Source organism: Ruegeria sp. AF7, assembly GCF_056541885.1.
On the sequence record NZ_JBQFYX010000021.1, the window covers coordinates 13,993 to 35,377 of the forward strand.

A 21,385-nucleotide genomic window follows, 5' to 3' on the forward strand; every position below is an offset into this window, starting at 1 on the left:
CGTTTGGAGACAACAATGAAAAATTATGAAAAAGGTTCGGTGCACTTCGAGGGCGTCGTCAAGAAATACGGCCAAGTCACTGCACTGAAGAAACTCGACATTGCCATTGATCCAGGTCAGCTGGTTACGCTTCTCGGCCCCAGCGGTTGCGGAAAAACAACCACGCTGCGCCTGATCGCAGGCCTGGAAAGCGCAACCAATGGCAAAATCTTCATCGGTGGGGAAGATGTCACCCATCTTTCAGCCACTTACCGTGCCGTTTCGATGGTCTTCCAATCCTATGCGTTGTTCCCACATATGAGCGTTGTAGAGAACGTCGCATACGGTCTGACCGTCAAATCCGTGCCGAAGAAAGAAGCCTTTGAAAAGGCAGAGCAAGGGCTCGAGCTCGTCGGATTGAAGGGCTTTGGCTCTCGTCTTCCCAGCGAGCTTTCCGGAGGACAGCAGCAGCGAGTTGCGGTGGCGCGTGCGATAGTGCTCGAACCCGAGGTGCTGTTGCTGGACGAGCCGCTTTCCAATCTTGACGCCAAACTTCGACGGCATGTTCGGGAAGAGATCAGGCAAATCCAGCAGGACCTTGGGCTCACCGCGGTCTATGTTACACATGATCAGGAGGAGGCGATGGCCGTTTCCGACCGGATCATCGTGATGAAAAATGCCGAGATAGCGCAGGAAGGAACGCCCCACGACCTCTATGAGCGACCAAATTCGGCCTTCATCGCCGATTTCATCGGCGACGCCAACCTTGTAGATTGTGAAGTTACTTCTTCAGATGGAATCCGGTCTGAGATCATGGTCTCGTCGCGATCGCTTACTGTCCCCAATCTCGCCGGATGTAAGGGGGCTTCGAAAATGGTGCTGAGGCCCCACAATATAGTCTTGGGAAAACCAGGCGAGCCCGACAGTTTCTCCGGCTCGATTACCTATGCGGCCTATCTGGGGAACCAGATTCAATACACGGTTGACGGAGAATTGGGCGAATTGTTCGTGATCTCAGAAGTTACGGACTCCCCGTTCTCATCTGGTGACGACATTTCAGTGGGATTTGACACTTCGTCCGTTCGGTTGGTCCCCACCTAATGCACTCAAAGGTTTGGGTGGTGAATTTCAAATGCCCAAGCTCTTTTCTGCCAGAACGAGGTCAATCAAACAGGGCTGTCGGTTTCTTCCGCGATGGTCAAGATCGTAGGATTTATAACGCAGCTGCTCCGCCGAAAGCGCATACAATGAAGCAACTTGAATACCATGCCGGACAATCAGATGCACGCCCCTGGGGCCGCTGGGAGGTCATCGAGGCACACAAAACCTACACGTTGAAACGTATAGAAGTCGATCCAGGCGAACGCCTTTCATTACAATACCATAACCATAGGTCGGAACACTGGATCGTCGTTGCGGGCTCCGGAATTGTCACAATCGGCGGAGACGCAATACGAGTCGAACGTGGCGGACACGTATACGTACCTCGCGAGACGAAACACCGCATCGCCAACGAGGGTGAGAATCCGCTCGTTTTTGTTGAGGTTCAGTACGGTGATCTTTTGAAAGAAGACGATATCGTGCGCGTTGAGGATGACTATGACAGGTAAGCGAAGCGAACATACCGATCGACCTTCCCTCGCGCATTTTTATCCAGGTCCATCGCAAGTTCCTTGCATCTTCAGCCTCGGATGTCTGAGTAGAGATCGCACTTGGATTAAAGGCACAGTGGGCCGTTTGTGCTAGCTGGCTGAATTGGACCAAAGGTTCGCAAAGTTTCGCGTCTTGATCCGTGCCTTCAAAATCTTCGCTGCACAATGAACGAATGGCAGGTATCCCTGCCGCCGTGCAGCGTTGTAAATCGACCAGAAAAGGCAATTTTCGTGCTGCGAGCGCGCGCAGCGAGAAAATCAAACTCACGGATTGGGCTCTTTCGTTGAATCTGCTGCGCCGTGCGCGAACGGCGGCTCTAGGATCGGTTAATGTCCGGGCCCGTGAAATGGTCCGGCCAAATTGCGGGACTAAGCAGCCCTTTGCTACTTCAGTCTGAACAGTATCTCGCGTTCGCCAGACATGTTGAGATCGTCTGTGAAGCCGATCTCTCTGGCATCGCAGTTTTGTAGCAGGTTTCGCATGGGAATATTGGATTCCTCGGTGGAGGTGTAAAGGCGAAGCCATTGCGCGGCCGACCGAGCACCCTCGACCAGTTCGCGACCTATGCCCTGCCTCCGCAATGAGGGGGCGACACAGACGATTGAGAGACGCGGCCACCCCATGAATCCGGAAGGAACGACCTTGGCGTAGCCAACTACCGCATTTTCGAGCGTCGCGACTAAGAGGCTGCCCTGCTGCATGTCGATACGTCGATCACCGATAAACTCGTCAAAATTCTTGAGCGCCGGATAATCATGAATGTCACAAGGTCTGATTGTTGCTTCCGGTCGCATGAGGCCTCCACAAATCACTATCAGGTTTAGCAGCAAGCAATGCAACGACGGCATTAGGCTCTCTTGTTGAATCCGTCGCGCACTTCACGAACGGCGGCTTCAGTTCTCGGTATCAGCGAGTGCGCGGTAGACAGTCATTCTTGAAACGCCGAGATCACGTGCGATCTGGGCTTTTGCGGTGCCCTCGCTCGCCAATCGTCGGATTTCCTCATCATCTAGGCCTAAATGGCCCGAACACGCGAAAGTGGCCAAAATTCAGAACAATCCAAGAACAAGTAAAAGCAGCGAACCCTCGGTGCGCTAATCGCTGAGTTGCAGCCGATGTCGTCAGAGCGGTTGTTCAAAGCCACGACGATGCCGAAATCTCAAACCGTCTTTTCGCGGCAACCTGGATGGATCATCAAGTCGGGGGACAATGCGGACAAGTGTCGACTTTCTGCTTAAATACCTTAGAAACATTGTCAAATAGTTACATCTTGCTTGAGGTTGGCGAACACGCAATGAAAATCGGTGTTGTAGTGACAGGCCTACCTGCGAGCGGCAAAACAACCATCGCTCGCAGTATTGGGAAAAGCATCTCACTTCAACTGCTCGACAAGGATGACTTTCTTGAAGACCTTTACGACGTGAACAACGTGCGCACGTGGGAGGATCGCAAGGCATTAAGTCGGCAAAGCGATTCTTTATTCCAATCTGCCGCTGAGGCGGCAGGATCTGCAGTGCTGGTTTCACATTGGAGACCGCTTGGAGAGCACGGTGAAAGCGGTACTCCGACAGATTGGCTGAACGAGGCATATGAACACTTGATCGAAGTCTGCTGTGTTTGCGCGGCTGATACAGCACTAAACAGGTTTTTAGCCCGGAAAAGACATCCCGGCCATTTTGATCAGATGCGAGACCCGGTTGAGCTGGCTCGCCGTATGAAGAGTTGGGAGAACCGCTATCCAATCGGGATTGGCTCGTTAATTGAAGTTCACACCGACTCTGAGGTAAACCAAAATTCGGTGTTCCGCGAAGTACAACGATTGATGGATGGTGGCCATTCTTCGTCTATATGATTGATTAAATTCATGTATACAATTCGATCCGCGAGGCATTCCGACCTCGAAGCTCTATATATGATCTCGCTGAAGACAGGTGATCGAGGACGGGACGCGACGCAAATATATCAAGACCCTGAGATGATGGGGCACATCTACTCGGCACCATACCTGATCTTCGATCCCGAGCATTGCTATGTTCTTACGTATGAGAATGTGGTTGTCGGGTTTATTGTGGGAACACTCGATACAAGGCAGTTTGAGCGCACTCTTGAAATCAATTGGTGGCCGAAGCTACGCGAGCGGTATGATGCACCTTGGCTGACACCTTCGGTAGATTGGTCTCCTGATCAAAGACGTTGCGCAATGATCCACAACCCAAGGCGCACGCCAGATGACATTTGTGAAAAATTCCCCGCACATGTTCACATGAATTTGTTGCCCGGCGCACAGGGGGCGGGCTGGGGGAAGAATCTTCTGGATGTTTGGTTGCGGAATTCGAGCGATGCCGATGTGCACGTTGGAGTGAACTCTCGCAACGCAACAGCTTTGTCGTTTTGGTCCTCTCGAGGCTTCGTTCGTTTGAGTTGGGTGTCGCCTACGAATGAGCAAAGCCCAGTGTGGCTTGGATTGTCTCGTTCGCCCAGTTGATCGTTTCCACGTTGGTCATCAAGGGCTCTTCCGGAATCTTTGCCGCAGTCTCAATCAACGTCGGTTTCGGTGTCTGCGAGCGCCCTGTAGACGGTCATTCTTGAAACCTCTAGATCACGGGCAATCTGCGCTTTTGGGACACCTTCGGCTGCCAACCGTCGGATTTCTTCGTCATCGACGGTTTTCTGTCGCCCCTTGTAGACGCCCTTGCTCTTGGCAACATCGATCCCGGCGCGCTGTCTGTCACGAATGAACTTTAGCTCCATATCAGCCACCATACCCAGTACGGTGATAACCATACGCCCCATATCACCGGCTGTTGTGACTTCAGGTTCGAGTACACGAAGCGATGCGCCCTTGGCATCCAGTTCATGGACCAGATTCAGAACATCGCGGGTAGAACGACCGAGGCGATCCAAGCGGTGCACAACCAATTCGTCGCCGTCACGCAAAAACTCCATCACGGTTGCCAGTTCTGAGCGATCATCACGAGATGCACCAGAAACGGTTTCTGAGCGGATTACCTCACAGCCTGCTGCCTTCAGCTTGGCTTTCTGAATGTCGAGATCCTGACTCGATGAACTGACGCGGGCATATCCGATCTTAGGCATTGCAATCTGTCACATTAGGGTGGCTCACACTCTGATACTGTAACAATACGTGGTTAACTACTCATTTGTGACATTCTGGCGTGTCACATCTGTCTGTCTCCTGTGGGTTCACCCTTTTGTGACGCACGGATTAGGCGGCCATTGCGCCGAAATCAATCCGCTGGTTCAGATCAACATCGAACCGGCCATAGGGATTGATATGCGCATAGATCAGCGGGGAAAGCCCATTATAGTCCCGATCCGTCAGCCGGGTTGCCCATATCGGTTCCGCCAGTACCGATTGCATCATGCGGGTGTTCACATAGACCAGTGAGGCTTGAAGCAGGTGCAGTGCGTGAGCCGAGATTTCTTGGTCGGAAATACGGTTGCTAGAAATCTCACCACCCTTGCCGAAGAACACGAACCCGTTGGCACTGTTCCAATTCTCGACCACATTCAACCCTTCATGAATCTCGCGGCGGAAGTCTTCGGATCGAAGATAGCGACACAGAAAGATGGTCTTGATCGCCCGCCCCAATTCAGCGAGCGCTTTATAAGTCGGGTGCATCACATCGGCGCGTGCAAAACGACGCAGAATGGATTCCGGATCAGCCGTGCCATGCTGCATGGCTGAGGCGTATTTGACCATTTCATCGTACTGTCTTTCGATCTCTGCCCAGTCGATAGTACCAGACAGGATGGGCATGAGATTTGGCAGTTGTCCTCGCATGCCCGCGCTTGGCAAGGCCAGTTTCTGCCGCGCAATGGCCTTCAAGCGTGGAGCCAGTTCGAAGCCTAGAAGGTGACAGAAGGCGAAACCAATGGCACTCTGGCCGTGGCTATCAACATACTGGCGCTGGATTTCCATGTCGGTGCAATGGCGCAAAACCCCTTCGATCATGGCTGCCACTTCGGAAGATGAGCAGCGTTTCAGCTGAGAATAAATGCAGGTCGCCTGCCGCTCGACATGCCAATAGATCATGACGCCCCGCCCGCCATAGCGCGCATGCCACTCGGTCATCAGGTTGCGGTCCCAGGCGCCGAATTTGGTGGAATCCGCCGCGCAGGCCGTTCCCGCATCTCCCCATACGGTCGGATTCCGAACCGCCAAAGTGGCATCCGCGACTTTGGCCGCCGCAGCCCGAAGCGAGGCTGGATCGATATACCGGCGGCGAATGTGCAGCAGCTCATCATGGCTGATCCCAGGCACTCCGGCGGCCACCCGCTTCAAACCGGCGTTGGTGCCCAGACCATACAGAGACAGAAGCAAACGCTGGTCTCTGACTTTGCGATCAAGCGCCTCTCGGCTCGCTGAGGTTTCAAAGACATCCAGAAACCCGGTATCCAGCGCGGTTTCCTTCAGCGCATCCAGCAGGCCCGTCATCGGCCACCTTCTACCGATTTCTGCCTTCAGAGACAGGAGCCCACGTGGCTCTGGCGCTGGCGTAAAAGGCGTGACGCAAATCCGGTTTTCACCAGACCATCGAAGCCGGACAAGGTCATTGGCGGGCAAAGTCTCATTCAGTTCGCGCAGCTCGAATTCCAGTTGCTCACGGACTGACCTGGAAAACTCCCGCGCATCCTGGGTGAGTTTCAGCCCGGCGTAGTATGCCGCGCGCATTTCTGAGAAGTCCTTTGGCAAGTCGTTATCCGGATTGCGGTAGCGGTCCGCGCCTTCGACCCAGATTTCCTTGGCCCGGATACGTTCCCGCAATTGCGTCAGGACACAGAGTTCATAGGAAATGACATTCAGCCACCCTCGGTGATCAAAAACGGTATCGCGCCATTTGCGCGGGACCGACCCTTCGGGGGCTAGTGATGCCGCAGCGACGCGTCGCTCTTCCTCGTTCAGGCGAGTGATCAAAGACAAAGCATCGAGGATCGGGCGCCAGCTTTCGTTGTTCGAACGGAACTTCAGGACAGATAGCAGCGACGGCAGCATTCGGCGGTAATGGCTGGCCCAGGACCCCCGCATCACCATCTGGATTCGCGCATCCAGGGTGCCCTTTGCTCGATGTTCGTCGATAATCGCTTTCAGTTTCGCAGCGCCCGCAACCGGAAAGATCACATCCGAGACCCTGCCATTCGGGGTCATCATAGCAGCTGTGGCGATGTCGACCAGCAATCGCTCCTTGCCATGTACCTTCTCGATGTCGGCAGCAATTCTGCCGATTACCTTGCGCCGGGATTTTGTGCCGATCCGGTGAACCACATCAATCAACAGGTCCACCAACCCATCAATCAGCTGCGATTTGCGAGACATTATATATAGGGCCAGTAGCCCGACCCGCTTCTCCTGGGCATGACGGCGCATTTCATAGGCTGTTTCGCCTTCGACTCGGCGGGCAAAGTGCCTGAGCCAGGATGGATCGACGCAATCCGCTACACCGAATGGAAGTTCAAGGCCTTCTATGAAAGCCAGCCGGTTGGCGGCCTCCAAAACACTATCCAGTGTCGCAGCCCCGACATCGTCCTTCAGCCGCAGAAAACCATTCGCACCTCGTGGTTCGGCAAGACATTCTTCCAATGCCCCTCTGGTTTTCTGTGAAACCTGGTCCGAGATATCTGTCAGGAATGTTTCCTGGAATGCATGCAGCGCAGAACGGACCGAGCGCTCCATGATCTTCCGCGAGGGCACGAATATCCTTTTCTGCAACGCCCATCGGAAACCAAAATCAATGAGAGGTTCAATGGCAGGGCCTGTTGTGGAACTCTCCTGAGCAAGCACAGAATGCAGCTTTGCACGATCCCGCTCATTCGCCCGTCGAAACCCCAGATGGCGCAAGATATCAAGGCGGTGACGGCGGGCGGCATCAGATTGCAGATCGTATAAATGAACATTGCTGCCCAACTGTTCCTCGACAAATTGGATGCAGTCGGCCGCGATCTCATTGAGCGTCCCTGGAAAATACCCGCGACTGCGAAAATGAACCAGCTGAAGCGCCAACCCCGCGCGCATCGCGCGCCGGTATCCCTGAACGAAATCCAATTCGCCAAACGACAGGCTCCACACCTTCAGCTCTTCACTTTCCATCCGAATGCCCCCTTGACCAACAGGGCGAACCTTCAAAGAAATCAGAAAAGCGTCAAGCGCCCTCTTGTTCCACTATTGTTCCTCATAACCCCCATCTGTGCAGCTTCGGGGCGGTTGGGCCTAATTGTCAGGGGCGGTGGCGGCTCACGGTGCCGGGCCAGGATGTTCAGCACGACGCCAGCGGAATGAACATTGTGCGACAGGGCTTCGGCACAGGCGGCCTCTACCGCCTCAAGGCCATTGGTCAGCACGGCGCTCAGAATGTCGACCATCTGCCGGTCACCGCCAGGCTGACGTTCCAGCTTGCGCCACACGCGGCGGATCGCAATCGGCAGGTCCCACTCCTTGAAGGGTGCCCCGTTGCGCAGAGCTCCGGGTTTGCGGACCAGAACAGGGATGTAATGCAGGGGATCGAAGATGGTCTTGTCGCGCCCGAAGGCACGCTCGTGCTGGCCGACGATCCGCCCGTCCTGCCAGCATTCCAGCCGGTCGGCATACGCCCTGATCTCAACCGGCCGCCCCACGGCGCGGGCATCGACCGAGTATCGGTTCTTGTCGAACCGCACGAGGCAGGTCTTGGACACCGATGCAGGAACTGCATGGAATCCATCGAAAGGGCCGACGTAAGGAACAAGGCTCGGGCGCTCTTCTTCGAACACCTCCCAGATGGTCTTGTCGCGCATCTCGGGATGTTTGTTCGCCCTCGCATAATCCAGGTACCGGTCTTCCAGCCAGGCGTTCAGCTCGGCATAGGATTTGAACTTCGGACGCGGCACGAAGAACCGGCGCCGGATCACCCCCACCTGGTTCTCGACCTGGCCCTTCTCCCAACCGGACGCAGGCGTGCAGGCCACGGGGTCGACCAGGTAATGTCCGCACATCTGCTGGAACCGCCGGTTATAGGCCCGGTCCTTGCCGACGAAGATCGCGTCGACCGCCGTCTTCATGTTGTCGTAAATCCCCCGGGCGCACGCTCCACCGAAGAAGGCGAACGCCTTGTCGTGGGCGTCGAACACCATCTCCTGGGTCTCTCTGGGATAGGCCCGCACAAACGGCATCCGGCTGTGGCTCAGGCGGACATGGGCGACCTTCACTGTCGTGGTGGCGCCATCGATCAGAACGACCTCATGGCTCCAGTCAAACTGATAGGCCTCGCCGGGATCGAAGCTGAGCGGCACATAGGCGGCCGCCGAGGCTTCCCGCGTCACCTTCGACCAACTGGCCGCATAGCGCCGCACCGCATCGTAGCTGCCGGTCATTCTCGGCCAGCATCTCATCCAAGTCGGACCGCCAGGGATCGATCTTGGGCCGGGGCTGGGTTGAACGATCATAGCTGAACTCGGTCACCCCGGACCGGACCACCTTGCGCACCGTGTTCCGCGACACACGAAGTTCCCGGCAAATCCGCTTGATAGACTTCCCCTGGATAAAATACGCCCGCCTGATCTTCGCAATCGTCTCCACAACCAACATCCCCAACTCGCTCCCTCAATCCTTTGAGGGAGCTTCTGAAACGAATTATCAGGGGGGTCACTTTTGGACGCCGATTACCCTAATACAGGGGTCAATTTTGCATGCCGGTTCACACAGGTGGCCAAAACGATAGCCCACCCAGCTTAGCGTACTATCCTGCCCCCTACCGGAGCAGACCCGGAAAACACCAATCGCAGGGTCAGGCGCTGGCTTCCCCACAAGCGCGACATCACGGCGGTCTCAGATCATGAATTGAAAATGATCTGCGACCGCCTCAACGCAACGCCCAGAAAATGCCTGGGTTGGAAGACACCCGCTGAGGTGTTCCGGGAAAAGATGATGGTGGAACTGGACCAAGCCCCCTACCCTCAGAAGCAATAGGAGTCGCGGTTCAGGTATCGCTCACAAACGAAAATTCTGTATCAATGCCAAATCTTGCGACGGCTTTATATATTAACCTACTTAAGGAGCAGGTTCACGATGAATGTGTGCCAGTTTGCATTGTCGTTTTTCGCAGCCTCTATTCGCACCAAATCTGGCAACCTTGACGCATCCGACCAAGTTCCACCCCACGCGCTATCGTCAGGATGGGCGTCAAAATAGGAAAGTGCCGGGTTGATGCCTTGAGCGACGATCTCTGTATGAGCTGCCAAAGTCTCACCGTCATCGTCCATCTCAGTGATGGTCATCAACAGGTCGACACCGTCACTTTCGACGAGGACTCTAAGAGCAGCTGCGTCAGGAGCGAACCCTTTGGCATGGATCGTCGTAAACTCCAGGCGCGTGGCCGTCCCAACAAATTCAACCGGGTATGGTGCTATGCCGGTCGGTGGGGTTGCGTTGGCTAACCAGGATCGCAATCGAGCTTTCAATGCAACTTGTTCGTATTGTTGTGGATCCATACGCGAACGGTCATGGACCGCGACGGCAAATCTGAGTGCTCCGGACAATCCCACTGCGATCAAGGCTAGCAATGCCAAAGCAATCAAAAGCTCGAACAAGCTAAGGCCGGATCGGGCGTTCATTTCAGCGCTCGAATTTCTGAGGTCTGGAAGAGTACATTACCAGTCCGGCTAGCGACTTCAATTGCAACTTCGACCAAATCAGTTTCGGAACCCATGACGATAAGCGGTTCAATACGTTGATACAGAGTCCAATCCCCTATCCCGTCTGTGCTTTCGCCAAGGGATAGGGCTCGAGCGACCCCTAACTCACTCAATCGGGAATACGCGATATCTGCTGCAACGGCCTTTTGAGAGCTTGTAGTTGAGCGTCCCAAAAACTCCGCCTGCCGCGGCAAAACCACGGACAGCACCATCGTCATAACGGCAAAGGCGATTAGCACCTCAAACAGCGAATACCCGGCTCGTTTATTCATCGCGAGCAGCCTTCGAAAGTAACCCGGTCAAAGGAGACAAGATGAGGGTTTCCCGCTGAGTTCCCTCTTCCAGGCAAATCTCGCCCCCTGATGCGGTCCCGTCCGGAAACAAGTTCAAATTCACTGGCTCATCATCGCAATTCACGATTTCGATCCCATTCGCTTGGCTCGTTCGTATTGCCTTTAGTCGCGCGTCACTGATTTTCGAGGCAAGGTCAGAGATCTGTCGGTTCAATTTCACCTCATCCGACGGAGGTCGAAATCCAGCTGCAGAAACAGCTACTACCATTGCCAGGATTGAGAGAGCGACCAAAACTTCAAACAATGAATATCCCGACGTGTCTCTGGCGTGTGTTGATAGCTGCAAGGCATCCTCAGAACGCGACATCGTTCAGGGACATAATGGCAGAAATGGTGGACATGATGACGCCGCCAACACCAAGTCCAATGATCAGCGTAAGTGCCGGGGTGATCAGACGAACAGATTGCGCGCGTATCTGAGCGTTCCGCAAGCGGAGATCATCAACGAGGTGATCCAGAACCTGAACCACCTGATCCGATGCTTCAGCAGCTTCAACCATAGCCACAGTCATCGGGTCTATCAGCGGTGTTGACTTGAAGGTGGAGGATAGCGTGTCACCCGCAATAATACGTTCTTCTGACCTTGCGAGAAGGTCTTGGTAGGCGCGCTGATCGGTCGCCTGTTGGGCTGTTGCCACTGCACGTGGAAGTGTGGACCCGCTGGACAACATCATAGTTATGGCATCAAGGATATTCAGGGTTTCCGAAACGCGCAGATATCGCCCGATGACCGGGGTTTTCAGCAGAAGCGGAGAGGATACCGTCTTGATACGCGTTTTGAGTATCTGCCAAAAAGCAAACACTCCGCCACCCAGACCGAGAACCACAAGCCATTTGTCGACAAGCAGATCGCGCAGGTTTGTCATAACACCAAGTATTAAAGGCGGATCGGACTCTGCATTGTCGAAAACCGGCACGAGGGTGGGGGCCAAATAGAAGACCAGCAATGCCATTACAAACAGCGACATAATTATGAGGATAACCGGATAGATCATCGCGGAACGAATTTCCTGGCGCTGTTTCGATTCGCTCTCTAATCCTGTCGCGATACGGGCTACGACACTGCGTAGGTTATTGGCCGCTTCACCAATCTCGATCATAGTGATCAGGCGTTCAGGAAAATAGCCTCCCGCTTCGCGCATCGCATAAGCAATCGTCTTACCGTCCGCCACGTCCTGTTCAATGCGTGACACAGATTGAGCCATCTGTTTATCTTTGACATTCTCGGAACAAAACCTGAGAGCCTGCCGCAAAGGTAGATGAACATCCAGAAGGCCAGCAAGGGTTCGGAAAAAGTGCTCCAACGCTGCGGGCGACGCTTTAGTGCTTTCTGGCCCTAGCGAGATATCCTTTTGCCACCAAGGCAAATTGAAAGCGCCTTCCTCAATTGAGACAGGTTGTAAGCCCTTACCTGTTAGCGCACTCAATAACGCAAGTTCATCCGCAGCCTGAAGCTCGCCTTTCTCTAACTTTCCCAAACCGGTGAATGCGGTGTATGAATAGCGCGGCACGTTGACGTTTCCTTACTAAAAGGCAGTTTTAGTTCCGTCATTCTGTAATCCGGTGCCAAACGGACTGGGATGGAATACCATTCTGCAGCAACCCGTTGGCACCTGAGATTCTGTTTCGCAGTTCGTCTGTTATCGATTTTGCCTCCTGCCCATTTCGTACAACCTTCGGCGTTATCAAAATCAGAAGTTCCCGTTTTCCGACATTGTCTTCGCGGTTTCTGAACAGTGCGCCGAGAACGGGGATATCACCTGCCCCAGGAACTTTGCTGTCCGTTCGCGTTCTGCTGTCTTCGATCAGGCCGCCAAGAGCGATGGTTTGACCATCATGAACCACTACATTGGTTTCTACGCGGCGCTGCGAAATCGTTGGGCTGTCAATACCGGAAGTAGTCGTATTCTGCACACTGCTCACTTCCTGATCGATATCCAGTATGACCTGCCCGGATTGGGCCACTCTGGGTTTGACCTTCAGGATGATTCCAGCGTCCCGATACGCGATTGTATTTATAATCGGTGCGTCCGGGTTGGTCACATCCTGAGACTGCTGCGTAGCAATCGGCACTTCATCACCGATCTGAAGGCGCGCCTCCTGATTGTCTAGAACCAACAAATTAGGCGAAGAGATAATATTGACATCTGTAATCGATGCCAAAGCATTAATTGCCACGCGGGCTGAACTGGTTTGAAACAAAAGGGATAACCCTGGAAATGTGGGGGCCACCGCGCCGCTGGAGGCATCCGTAAAAACATTACTCCAGTTTCCTTGTTCGAAATACCACCTCAGACCAAAATTCAATTCGTCTCTAAGGGCGACTTCTACAATTGTAGCTTCTAGGAGAACCTGAACCGGCACGGTGTCCAATGCCTGCAGGAGACGCGAGAAACTTTCTTGTTCTGTATCATTGCCCCAAACGATAATTGCGTTTTTTGCGTCATCTGCGACCACACGCGGTGCGCCCTCGCCCGATGCTTCATCGGCTTTTGCAATATCCTGCAACATTTCACCCAGGATTGGAGCTAGATCTTTTGCGATGCGATGTTGCAAGTTGTATACCGCTGGGCGCCTGCGCGCTCCACCGGCCGTTCTGTCCAGGTCGCGTATCCACTGTTCGGCTTTTGCCAGATAAGTTGAGCGCGTACTTACAACAATAACCGCAGACAGTCGTTTGCTGGGGATAAACGTCACAACATTTTGCAGGCTACCACCATCTTCTGTCTCGAAGATGAGGTTCATCTCTTCAACAACGGCTTCCGGCTCCGCAGCTTTCAGACGGTAAAGACCGACCGATTTGCCCTTCAGAACGTCCACATCAAAAAGGTTTACGGCATCAATCGCGGCAGCCATTTCATCCCGGGCACCAGAAATCAGGATTATGTTCCGGTTCGGAATTGGCATAAGCTCGACAGAGTCACCAACAATTGGCTCCAGCAACCTGATCATCTCCGTGGTTCCGATATATTCCAGTGGAACGGCAACGAGACGGGCTCCTACTTGTTGCGATTGACCAAGGCGAGTGACTCTCCGGGAGGACCCTTTTAAAGGTACGATTGTGATCAGATCGCCGGAGGTTTGGAGGGTAGCACCGTTGAAACCGAGTACGATTTCAAATGTTTCAAGCAGAGCTCTCTCGCTAAGCGGGCGAGTCGTCTGCAAGGTAACCGTACCTTCAACGCCAGGTTTGATTGTATAATTCTTGTTGAGGGCATCGCCCAGAACCGCTTTTGCAGCCTGATCAATGGGAACGTCCACCAGATTGAGGGTAATTGCCCCGTCATCTGACACTTCGACGATCTCCCGCCGACCACGGGACGCAGCGAGAAACTCGTCTGTACCCAAATACCGCTTTTCCGGCGCAGGACCATTCAAAGCAAGTCGCAAACTATCGGCTCCTGTTTGCGAAGATCCTCGAATTGAAGACTCATTGTTTGCTAGAAACCGTGAACTGAACCCACCTTCCGAATTTTCATCGCTACAGGCTGCAACTAATAAAAGGCTCAAAGCAATAAATACTGTCCGAAAATGGTGCCTATAGTTGATCATCATTGGTACATCTCAATTCGAAAGGTTTCAGAGGCCAGGCTGAGTTCGACCCAGTCCGGTCCGATATTAGATACGGTCCATCCACCGATCTTTGTGCCGGGTTTCGCCCACTGCGGGTTCTCGCCAGTTGCTGAGACCAGCACTTTACTGCCGCTTGCGTCTACCATTACGCCATGCACAGAGATTTCCGGTCGCTCAGACGATAAGACAGGCTCCGCTGAGAGGGCGGCTTCCTGCACCTCATCAGGTTTGAGAGGTGCGTTCGGGCGGCGATTGGGCGCGAATAACGGGCGCTCAACGATCGCTGCATAGTAGATTTTTGACCGTGGAGATCGTGCCGTGCTATCTGCGTCTGTAGATTCCACCGCTTGGCTCTGTTCTGTTTGCGCGGCAAGATCGGATCGTTCCATGGCTGACGTCACCGTTCTGCCTGCAACGAAGCAAGACAATGCTGCCATGACGATCAGCATGGAGGTCCCGCAAATTGCAAGCAGAAGGGATTTCATTCGAAGTTCGCCTCCTCGAGATGAATAGGGGCAATCAGCTCAAGCTGGGCATTCAGAATGGGCTGTGTCTGGTTGTTATCTGGACGGCTAAGTTGCCGCAGAGAAGCCTTTTCAACGAGCAAAGCTGGAGACGAGTACTCGATCTGCTGCAAGAAACCCAGTACCTGGTCCAGAGTTGCGTCGAACTCAAGGCGAAAGCCCGCAGCTTCAACCGAGGCCACGCGCCTTGTTTTCAGTGGTGTAATCGACCTCAAACTCACGCCATTGCTGGAGGCCGATGCCGAGAGAGAGGTTTGAATTTGAGCCGTTGCCGCGCCAATCTGTTCAGCCCGCCAGAGGAAGTCCTCTTCTTCATTCTGAGAAATTGTAGCGCTCTGCTGCTTTAGGTTGGCAATCGTAGCCTGTGTGCGATGGATATCAGCCTGCACCTGAGAACGTGCCTCAAGCCCGCTTGCCTTCCAGGAATTCAGCGGTGTCACTATGAAAATTCCTGTCACAGCGACAACACTACCGCATATTACAAGAGCGCCGAGCGCAGATATGACGCTCTCCCGCTGCATTACTCCGACACGCCAAGATCGAGTGTGATCTCAAACCGCTCTGCCCCGCGAGCTGTGCGTGAAACAGGTCCGCTCAAACGCGGATTACCAAAAACTGATCGTCTTCCAAGGGAAAGCACTGTTTCTGCCGCGGAATTTCCGGCCTCTCCGGTAATGACCACATGCGAAGTGTTGAAGGTCAGTGTTGAAACCCAAACATCGTCTTCCAGACTGACAGTCAATTCCCTGACAGTATCCAAAAGGAGAGGCCTCAAAAGAACAGCATCGACAAACGCTGCTTTTTGAGCTTCTGCCTTTCGAATGTCTTCCACTTTGCGTCTCTCCAGAAGCGCTTCCGTACGCAACGCATCCAACTCAATCTGAAGCGTGCGGGCTTCGCTGCGCGCTGACCAGCCGGGATAAAGCCATGCCGCGAACAGTGCGAGTGCTGTCACTGAGACCAGCGCTGCGTTCAATTTCCGGAGGTTTTGGCGCCATGGCAGGAGCTCGTCTGAAAAGTCGGCAATGGCGGATGGTGCGTTTTCTGTGTCGACATACAGTCTTCGGACTCGGAAACCATTTTTCCTCAGGTTGAGCTTCCAGTTTGCAACATCGTCACGTCGAACAATCCACTGTGAAACGTCAATGGTATCGTCTTGAATGATGGGCTTCCCCAATCGCCAATGGATATTGCTCAGTTCAAATGGCGTGCGACTTCTCAAGTCGAGCAGAGACATTTCTTCCAGTTTGCTACGGGCCGTGAGCGGGAAACTCAGCCGTCGCTCAAAGAAAAATTCTGCGGGGACAAAAATATCTATAGCGGGGGCACTGCTACCCTGCCCTTTTTGGGCTACTTCTCGCGATAGCGCGTCGATTGAAACGTTGACGTCAGATTGATTCAGATGCGATGTACCAAATCTTACAGGCACAGCCATGGGTTGACCCCATAATATGGCGCCGATCCATTCCGGTAACAAGCCGCCCGCCCAATCGGTCAGCTTGGCTTTGACATCTACAAATGTCCGCCTGATCATCTGTCTGCTCGTTTTTATTGGCTAATTGCCCTAATTATTCCACTTGTTTACTCTACAACTTTAAGCTTTGACAGAACTTTGTGAACAGGGAGCATGGTTGTGGCATATTTGAACACTTCGGAATTCCTGAACTGGCTCCAGAGCAATGAAAAGATAACACAAACTGCTGTTAAGAGAGCTGAAAACGCAAGCCGCAAGACCGACACGCCTATTGAAAAAACCTTGCTTGAATTTGGCCTCGTCGATGAAGACGATCTTTATCAGGAGCTTGCAAAATTCCTGGACGTTAGATTTGTCACAGAACCCGACTTTAACCCCGAACTTTCCGAGAGCCTACCTATTCCCAGAGACTTTCTGAAAAGAGCTGAAGTTCTACCTGTGCTTGAAAATGACAGTGCCATTCTGGTCGCGACATCTGATCCTCGCGCCCATGAAACGATACAAAGCGTGGGCTTTCACCTCAGGCTGCCGGTTCAGATGGTCATCGCGACGCCGACCACGATCAAGACGTTGCTGGCCCAAAGTGATCCCGCAAACGACCTCAAAGAGGATGTGTCGGATTTTGACGTCGAACGTTTGAACGCATTGGCCAATGACGGGCCGACCATCAAGCTGGTCAATGACATTATTTCAGATGCGGTTCGGATGGGCGCATCGGACATCCATATCGAAGCTGGAGAGACGTCAGCAGCGATCCGGTTCAGGATCGACGGTAATCTCCGCACCGCCAGAACTGTGCCAGAAGGTCAGCGAGCCTCGGTTATTTCACGGCTCAAGGTCATGGCTGATCTGAATATATCCGAGAAACGCCGGCCGCAGGATGGTCGGGCCCAGATTTCGGTACGCGGCAGTGTCATCGACATTCGGATGTCCACGCTGCCAACACAGTTTGGCGAAAGTATCGTGCTGAGGTTGCTGGACCGGTCAAACGTGTCTCTGAACTGGACGGCTTTGGGCTACGACCAGACCCGCATCGAACAGATTGAGCGCATTACGAATATGCCTAACGGTGTCTTCCTTGTGGCAGGGCCTACGGGCAGCGGCAAAACCACGACCCTCTACACCGCATTGAGTGGTCTTAACTCCACGGATCGGAAAATCGTCACGGTGGAGGACCCAATCGAATACACCCTCCCCGGCGTGAATCAGGTGCAGGTCGAACCCGCTGTTGAGATGACATTCGCACGGGCTCTGCGCGCCATCCTGCGTCAGGATCCTGACGTCATAATGGTGGGTGAAATCAGGGACCAAGAGACGGCAGAGATTGCCGTGCGCGCCGCCCTAGTCGGTAGGCTGGTGCTGTCTACGATCCACACCAATGACTCGCTGTCTGCAGTGACGCGGCTTATCGACCTTGGGATACCCCCGTATCTTTTGTCTGCCACATTGCGGGGAGTTCTTTCTCAACGGTTGGTGCGAACCGTTTGTGTGGCCTGCCAAGGTGCAGGCTGCGAAACATGCGGCAAATCCGGAACAAAGGGGCGTACGGTGGTGTCAGAACTGCTCGAAATAGACTCCGCTTTGAGTTCTGCAATTTCCGATGGAGGCACCAAAAGCGCCCTGTCTCAAGCTGCGCGTGCGCAGGGGTTTCGCACGATGCAGGATCAGGCCAATGAGTTGAAGAGCATCGGCAAGATAGATGCGTTTGAACTTAACCGCGTATTGGGTATAGATTTTGGCTAGTTAACCGGTAGCCAGGTTCTGGCTATCATTGTCATTATCTTCGATCGGCACTTGCCCGCCGCCGCTGATGCGTGGGATACCCTGACGAACCTGCACCATATGGTTGAGGTCATCCTTAGATGATATGCTTGGACTTCGCCGGAACCAGCCGGTCGAGGACCGCCGTCAGCTGGCTGTCCAATTTTTAACCCGTCGATTAATAAACATCAGTCACTTCTTCCAATAAGCCGGCCGTTATGTGCCAAAAAAAATGTTGATCGAAATAGACGAAGTGCTTGTGGTTCGAAAACATACCGCCCGAAAACTCGACGTCCTCTCGAAGTCGATTAAGGTAACTAGACCCACAACACTCGAACAAACCCGCATCTTGTTCCACATTGTACATATATGGAAAGGTGGCTTTTGAGGTAAAAATCTCGTCAAAATAGAAAACAGAGGATACGTTTCTAAATCTGAATGTCTTGGACGCAAATCTCAGACATATTTCACCCGGATATCGAGGCGCATCCATTTGCGCCTCGCCCTCACATACCAGCTTAACGGTTTCGTAGGTTTCCAGCTTATGTAGTCCAAATATTGACATCAGGGATACCTAATTTTCCACTCGGGCGCGACTAGTCGACCACGGCACCAAAAAGTTAAGAAAAATAGAAGTATTGCTTTTGGATTGTAGAAAAATTGATTTTTCCCTCGAATCCGAGGCCATCAAAAATCTTATTGAACTCCGTTTCAGCCACCGAAAGATCACTGCCCACAGTTCGTTCAACTGTTTGTCGCTGTCCAGCGTAAATGCAGTAGTCGTTCCCACGGCTCTTAAAAAAAATTAATTTGGGTTGATTAACGATTACAACCATGGGCTCTACCAGGAAGCCACACACGGCTTCGTTAAGAAAAATTTCGCCCACCACAACTGGTTGCTTAAAAATTTCCGGGTTTGTTTTGAATTCAGTCACAGAGCGCGAGTACACGCAAGCTGTTTCCCCTCGAAAGAGCAAACCGAACCGGCTGCTAATTTCATCTGTTGGTAGGTCGATAACGACTCAACTGCTTTTCGCACTGCGAGCGGATCAAGTCTGGAGACACTTGCCACCCATCTTCCATGAAAACTTCTGCCATTGTCAGTTATACCGTATCTCAGTGCCTCGTTGTCCACCGCCCGGTCTTATTTCAAGAGTTGGGCGCCCATCTGTGCTTCCAGGGCGAACTGTCACTCTGTTTCCGCTAACAACCCTAGCCCGGCCTTGTCGGACTTACCATCGGATCGAAGCCGAGATCAGGCGGCCGCCCCCGAAGCCTTAATCTAAGGACAACGCGACACTTACGGATCCATTAGGATTGTCAAACTCACCTCAAGTTCGCCCAGGAACCGGGAAAAGCGCGCCCCGAAATTCAACACGGGTGCGGTTTCAGTGCAATGGATGCGGACAATGACCTCCAACTCACAACCGAACTCAACGCGAAGGCGCCTGAACCCCTCGCTACATCTGTCGAACTGCGCGAGAAATTCACTTTCATAATCGCGGTTGTCAGCTTGATCCGCAGCGAACCCTATAGAAAACTCGTTGACGTATCGAATACTGCCTGATTGAGGAATACCCCACTCAGGCACGAGCCCGCCCCTCGGATGCCTCTCTCCGCGGTTTACGATACTAGATGCATCCACGGGTAGGAGACGTGCAAGAGCATAAGCGTCGTGCTCCCGGGTAAAGACACAAAGCTCGATCGCAAATGTCACGTCCTGGTCCATGGTTTCAGAAGCTCCCAAGGCAAGTTAGAATGAAGTCTCTACTACCCTCACAATGGTTCGACCATCCTTACTGATCAGTCGCGTGACCCCAGTTCGGCTGTTGTAGTACATGTCGAATTTCGAGACTTCCGACCGGCCAACATAGGCCTCCTTCAGATCATGTGCGTCTTCATAGTCGAGTTTTTTCGCATGTTCATTTGCGCGTTTGTTATTGCTGATTTTTTTGCCAGGTTCATCGTCACCATCATTGTCATCCCCATCGTCTCCATCCCCACTAGGAGTTGGCGTCGGTGCAGCAGCTTGAGCATCAGTATTTGTGTTATTGTTTGTATTTGAATTCCCACTGCTACCATCGCTCTGATTATTTAGAATGTTATTGAATTGTGCAAAGATATTGGAAATCAGCGCCGATATACCTGACGCTATGTTCCCGAACACGCCTTGGTTACATGGTTCGTATGCCGCGCATCCGACAATAGCGGTACTTGCAACCATCGCACCGGTAAGAGCTGAATAATCTGCAGTTACAGCCAACCCAGTCGGGTCTGTCCAGTTGTAAGGATCGTTGAAGGTATATGCATATAGGTTGAGGTCACCTGCCGCGAATCCGATGGGATCGCGTTGGATGAACTGGCCTGTTGCGGGGTCGTAGTGTCGGGCGCGGTAGTAGATGAGCCCGGTCTCGAGGTCCTGCTCGCGACCTGTATAGCCGTAGCGCTGTTCGATGGTGTTGACGGTCTGGGTCTGGTTACCGAAGGCGTCGTAGTCGTAATCGGCCGCGACGGCGCCAGTGGAGATCGAGACTGCGGTCAGGATCGATCCGAGGCGGTTGGCAAAGAGTTCATAGGCCGAACCGGAGCCTGCATCGACGGTGCCGGTATAGCCTTCGAAGGCCAGCGGCTCATCGGTGCGCGGGCCGTGCAGCCAGCGCTTGGCCAGCGTGCCGTTCTCGAAATCGAGTACCGCATCGTTGGCCGTGGTGGCATAGGGGTTCCACGGGTCATAGACGAAGGCTTCGACATCGGCGCCGACGGTTTTAGCGATACGGCGGTCGAGGGCATCGTATGCGTAGTTGGCGGTTGTGGTGTCAGAGCCGTATCCGATCAGTCGGTTCTGGCTGTCATAGGCATAGGTCTCCACCGCGTCGGTGAGTTTGTGGGTCCGGCTGATGCGGTTGCCACGCAGATCATAGGCGTAGCGGTAGGTGTCATCCTCGAGCAGCTGGTTATGAGCATTGCTCTCATAGCCGGAGGAGGTATTCGAGAAGGTGCGGTTGCCCTCTTCGTCGTACTGGTAATCCTCAATCGGCACCGGCACACCACCGTCGATGGGCGGGATGCCTTGGCGGACTTGCACCAGACGGTTGAGGTCATCATAGGAGATGTGCTTGGACTTCGCCGGATCGAGCCGGTCGAGGATCGCCGTCAGCTGGCCGTCGGGGTCGTAAGTGTACTCCAGATCGGTCAGCGTCACCGGAAGCTGGCAATTTTTCAAATTGGCCAACCCAGACAAAATGTAATCAATTGAGTTGAATTATTACAGAAAAGGCTTCTTGGTCTGGGTATATTAAATCTATGTATTGGAAGCCTTTTTTGCCTCCGTCTCTTAATCTAGTGAGCTTGTCAGAAGCCGTCGATGCCGATTTGTCACT

Annotated in this window: 17 protein-coding genes and 2 pseudogenes; 5 read left to right on the forward strand and 14 right to left on the reverse strand. The window is 53.4% G+C overall.

Features of this window, described 5'->3' with window-relative positions; translation table 11 throughout:
- Positions 1 to 15 precede the first annotated feature (15 nt).
- Positions 16 to 1,080: an ABC transporter ATP-binding protein gene (locus ACR0AP_RS19040; RefSeq protein WP_480508623.1), complete on the forward strand. Its 1,065-nt coding sequence runs from the start codon at positions 16 to 18 to the stop codon at positions 1,078 to 1,080.
- 146 nt (positions 1,081 to 1,226) lie between these two features.
- Positions 1,227 to 1,589: a phosphomannose isomerase type II C-terminal cupin domain gene (locus ACR0AP_RS19045; RefSeq protein ID WP_480508625.1), complete on the forward strand. Its 363-nt coding sequence runs from the start codon at positions 1,227 to 1,229 to the stop codon at positions 1,587 to 1,589.
- Positions 1,590 to 2,015: 426 nt separating this feature from the next.
- Here the strand turns inward: ACR0AP_RS19045 and ACR0AP_RS19050 are convergent, their stop codons facing one another.
- Positions 2,016 to 2,426 carry a GNAT family N-acetyltransferase gene (locus ACR0AP_RS19050; protein ID WP_480508627.1) on the reverse strand — a complete coding sequence of 137 codons (411 nt, stop codon included), beginning with the start codon at positions 2,424 to 2,426 and terminating at the stop codon, positions 2,016 to 2,018.
- Positions 2,427 to 2,525: 99 nt separating this feature from the next.
- Positions 2,526 to 2,678: a helix-turn-helix domain-containing protein gene (locus tag ACR0AP_RS19055; protein WP_480508629.1), complete on the reverse strand. Its 153-nt coding sequence runs from the start codon at positions 2,676 to 2,678 to the stop codon at positions 2,526 to 2,528.
- Positions 2,679 to 2,818: 140 nt separating this feature from the next.
- On the opposite strand from ACR0AP_RS19055, the gene ACR0AP_RS19060 reads away from it, so the two are divergent.
- Positions 2,819 to 3,484, forward strand: coding sequence for a P-loop nucleotide/nucleoside kinase family protein (locus ACR0AP_RS19060; protein ID WP_480508631.1), 666 nt, complete (start codon positions 2,819 to 2,821; stop codon positions 3,482 to 3,484).
- Positions 3,485 to 4,167: 683 nt separating this feature from the next.
- Here ACR0AP_RS19060 and ACR0AP_RS19065 read toward each other — a convergent pair.
- From ACR0AP_RS19065 to istA, 3 genes and pseudogenes are all read right to left on the reverse strand, one after another.
- Entirely contained in the window at positions 4,168 to 4,728 is a 561-nt protein-coding gene (locus tag ACR0AP_RS19065; protein ID WP_480508633.1) for a recombinase family protein, read from the reverse strand.
- Between the two features lie 130 nt (positions 4,729 to 4,858).
- On the reverse strand, positions 4,859 to 7,741 hold the full coding sequence (locus tag ACR0AP_RS19070; protein ID WP_480508635.1) for a Tn3 family transposase: 2,883 nt from the start codon (positions 7,739 to 7,741) through the stop codon (positions 4,859 to 4,861).
- 41 nt (positions 7,742 to 7,782) lie between these two features.
- Positions 7,783 to 9,214: pseudogene (gene istA / locus ACR0AP_RS19075) on the reverse strand (IS21 family transposase).
- A 180-nt stretch (positions 9,215 to 9,394) separates the two neighbouring features.
- Here istA and ACR0AP_RS19080 point away from each other — a divergent pair.
- A pseudogene (locus ACR0AP_RS19080) lies at positions 9,395 to 9,595 on the forward strand (IS30 family transposase); the annotation flags it as partial.
- Between the two features lie 77 nt (positions 9,596 to 9,672).
- On the opposite strand, the gene ACR0AP_RS19085 reads toward ACR0AP_RS19080, so the two are convergent.
- Genes ACR0AP_RS19085 through ACR0AP_RS19120 form a run of 8 tightly spaced genes read right to left on the reverse strand, consistent with a single transcriptional unit; the run spans position 9,673 to position 16,304 of the window.
- Positions 9,673 to 10,239, reverse strand: coding sequence for a prepilin-type N-terminal cleavage/methylation domain-containing protein (locus ACR0AP_RS19085; RefSeq protein ID WP_480508637.1), 567 nt, complete (start codon positions 10,237 to 10,239; stop codon positions 9,673 to 9,675).
- The gene (locus ACR0AP_RS19090; protein ID WP_480508639.1) at positions 10,236 to 10,592 is read right to left on the reverse strand and encodes a prepilin-type N-terminal cleavage/methylation domain-containing protein; all 357 of its coding nucleotides are present in this window, start codon (positions 10,590 to 10,592) and stop codon (positions 10,236 to 10,238) included. The genes ACR0AP_RS19085 and ACR0AP_RS19090 overlap by 4 nt, the downstream gene beginning before the upstream one ends.
- A complete protein-coding gene (locus tag ACR0AP_RS19095) occupies positions 10,585 to 10,980 on the reverse strand; it encodes a pilus assembly FimT family protein (RefSeq protein WP_480508641.1) in 396 nt (131 codons plus the stop codon). Before ACR0AP_RS19095 ends, ACR0AP_RS19090 begins: the two co-directional genes overlap by 8 nt.
- Positions 10,967 to 12,184 (reverse strand): type II secretion system F family protein, encoded by a 1,218-nt coding sequence (locus ACR0AP_RS19100; RefSeq protein WP_480508643.1) that lies wholly within the window; start codon positions 12,182 to 12,184, stop codon positions 10,967 to 10,969. The genes ACR0AP_RS19095 and ACR0AP_RS19100 overlap by 14 nt, the downstream gene beginning before the upstream one ends.
- Before the next feature lie 37 nt (positions 12,185 to 12,221).
- Entirely contained in the window at positions 12,222 to 14,228 is a 2,007-nt protein-coding gene (gene gspD / locus ACR0AP_RS19105; protein WP_480508645.1) for a type II secretion system secretin GspD, read from the reverse strand.
- Positions 14,225 to 14,731, reverse strand: coding sequence for a hypothetical protein (locus ACR0AP_RS19110; RefSeq protein ID WP_480508647.1), 507 nt, complete (start codon positions 14,729 to 14,731; stop codon positions 14,225 to 14,227). The genes gspD and ACR0AP_RS19110 overlap by 4 nt, the downstream gene beginning before the upstream one ends.
- The gene (gene gspM, locus ACR0AP_RS19115) at positions 14,728 to 15,291 is read right to left on the reverse strand and encodes a type II secretion system protein GspM (protein WP_480508649.1); all 564 of its coding nucleotides are present in this window, start codon (positions 15,289 to 15,291) and stop codon (positions 14,728 to 14,730) included. Before gspM ends, ACR0AP_RS19110 begins: the two co-directional genes overlap by 4 nt.
- Entirely contained in the window at positions 15,291 to 16,304 is a 1,014-nt protein-coding gene (locus ACR0AP_RS19120; RefSeq protein ID WP_480508651.1) for a PilN domain-containing protein, read from the reverse strand. The genes gspM and ACR0AP_RS19120 overlap by 1 nt, the downstream gene beginning before the upstream one ends.
- Positions 16,305 to 16,403: 99 nt before the next feature.
- On the opposite strand from ACR0AP_RS19120, the gene ACR0AP_RS19125 reads away from it, so the two are divergent.
- On the forward strand, positions 16,404 to 17,987 hold the full coding sequence (locus ACR0AP_RS19125; protein WP_480508653.1) for a GspE/PulE family protein: 1,584 nt from the start codon (positions 16,404 to 16,406) through the stop codon (positions 17,985 to 17,987).
- A 1,771-nt stretch (positions 17,988 to 19,758) separates the two neighbouring features.
- Here ACR0AP_RS19125 and ACR0AP_RS19130 read toward each other — a convergent pair.
- Positions 19,759 to 21,246 (reverse strand): RHS repeat-associated core domain-containing protein, encoded by a 1,488-nt coding sequence (locus ACR0AP_RS19130; protein ID WP_480508655.1) that lies wholly within the window; start codon positions 21,244 to 21,246, stop codon positions 19,759 to 19,761.
- Positions 21,247 to 21,385 lie beyond the last annotated feature (139 nt).

Bases quoted from the DNA above. Each gene is read 5' to 3' on its own strand.
- ACR0AP_RS19050 (WP_480508627.1), bottom strand. From the start codon at position 2,426: ATGCGACCGGAAGCAACAATCAGACCTTGTGACATTCATGATTATCCG.
- gspD (WP_480508645.1), bottom strand. From the start codon at position 14,228: ATGATGATCAACTATAGGCACCATTTTCGGACAGTATTTATTGCTTTG.
- ACR0AP_RS19110 (WP_480508647.1), bottom strand. From the start codon at position 14,731: ATGAAATCCCTTCTGCTTGCAATTTGCGGGACCTCCATGCTGATCGTC.
- ACR0AP_RS19090 (WP_480508639.1), bottom strand. From the start codon at position 10,592: ATGAATAAACGAGCCGGGTATTCGCTGTTTGAGGTGCTAATCGCCTTT.
- ACR0AP_RS19065 (WP_480508633.1), bottom strand. From the start codon at position 4,728: ATGCCTAAGATCGGATATGCCCGCGTCAGTTCATCGAGTCAGGATCTC.
- ACR0AP_RS19040 (WP_480508623.1), top strand. From the start codon at position 16: ATGAAAAATTATGAAAAAGGTTCGGTGCACTTCGAGGGCGTCGTCAAG.
- ACR0AP_RS19085 (WP_480508637.1), bottom strand. From the start codon at position 10,239: ATGAACGCCCGATCCGGCCTTAGCTTGTTCGAGCTTTTGATTGCTTTG.
- gspM (WP_480508649.1), bottom strand. From the start codon at position 15,291: ATGCAGCGGGAGAGCGTCATATCTGCGCTCGGCGCTCTTGTAATATGC.
- ACR0AP_RS19070 (WP_480508635.1), bottom strand. From the start codon at position 7,741: ATGGAAAGTGAAGAGCTGAAGGTGTGGAGCCTGTCGTTTGGCGAATTG.
- ACR0AP_RS19045 (WP_480508625.1), top strand. From the start codon at position 1,227: ATGAAGCAACTTGAATACCATGCCGGACAATCAGATGCACGCCCCTGG.
- ACR0AP_RS19095 (WP_480508641.1), bottom strand. From the start codon at position 10,980: ATGTCGCGTTCTGAGGATGCCTTGCAGCTATCAACACACGCCAGAGAC.
- ACR0AP_RS19060 (WP_480508631.1), top strand. From the start codon at position 2,819: ATGGATCATCAAGTCGGGGGACAATGCGGACAAGTGTCGACTTTCTGC.
- ACR0AP_RS19120 (WP_480508651.1), bottom strand. From the start codon at position 16,304: ATGATCAGGCGGACATTTGTAGATGTCAAAGCCAAGCTGACCGATTGG.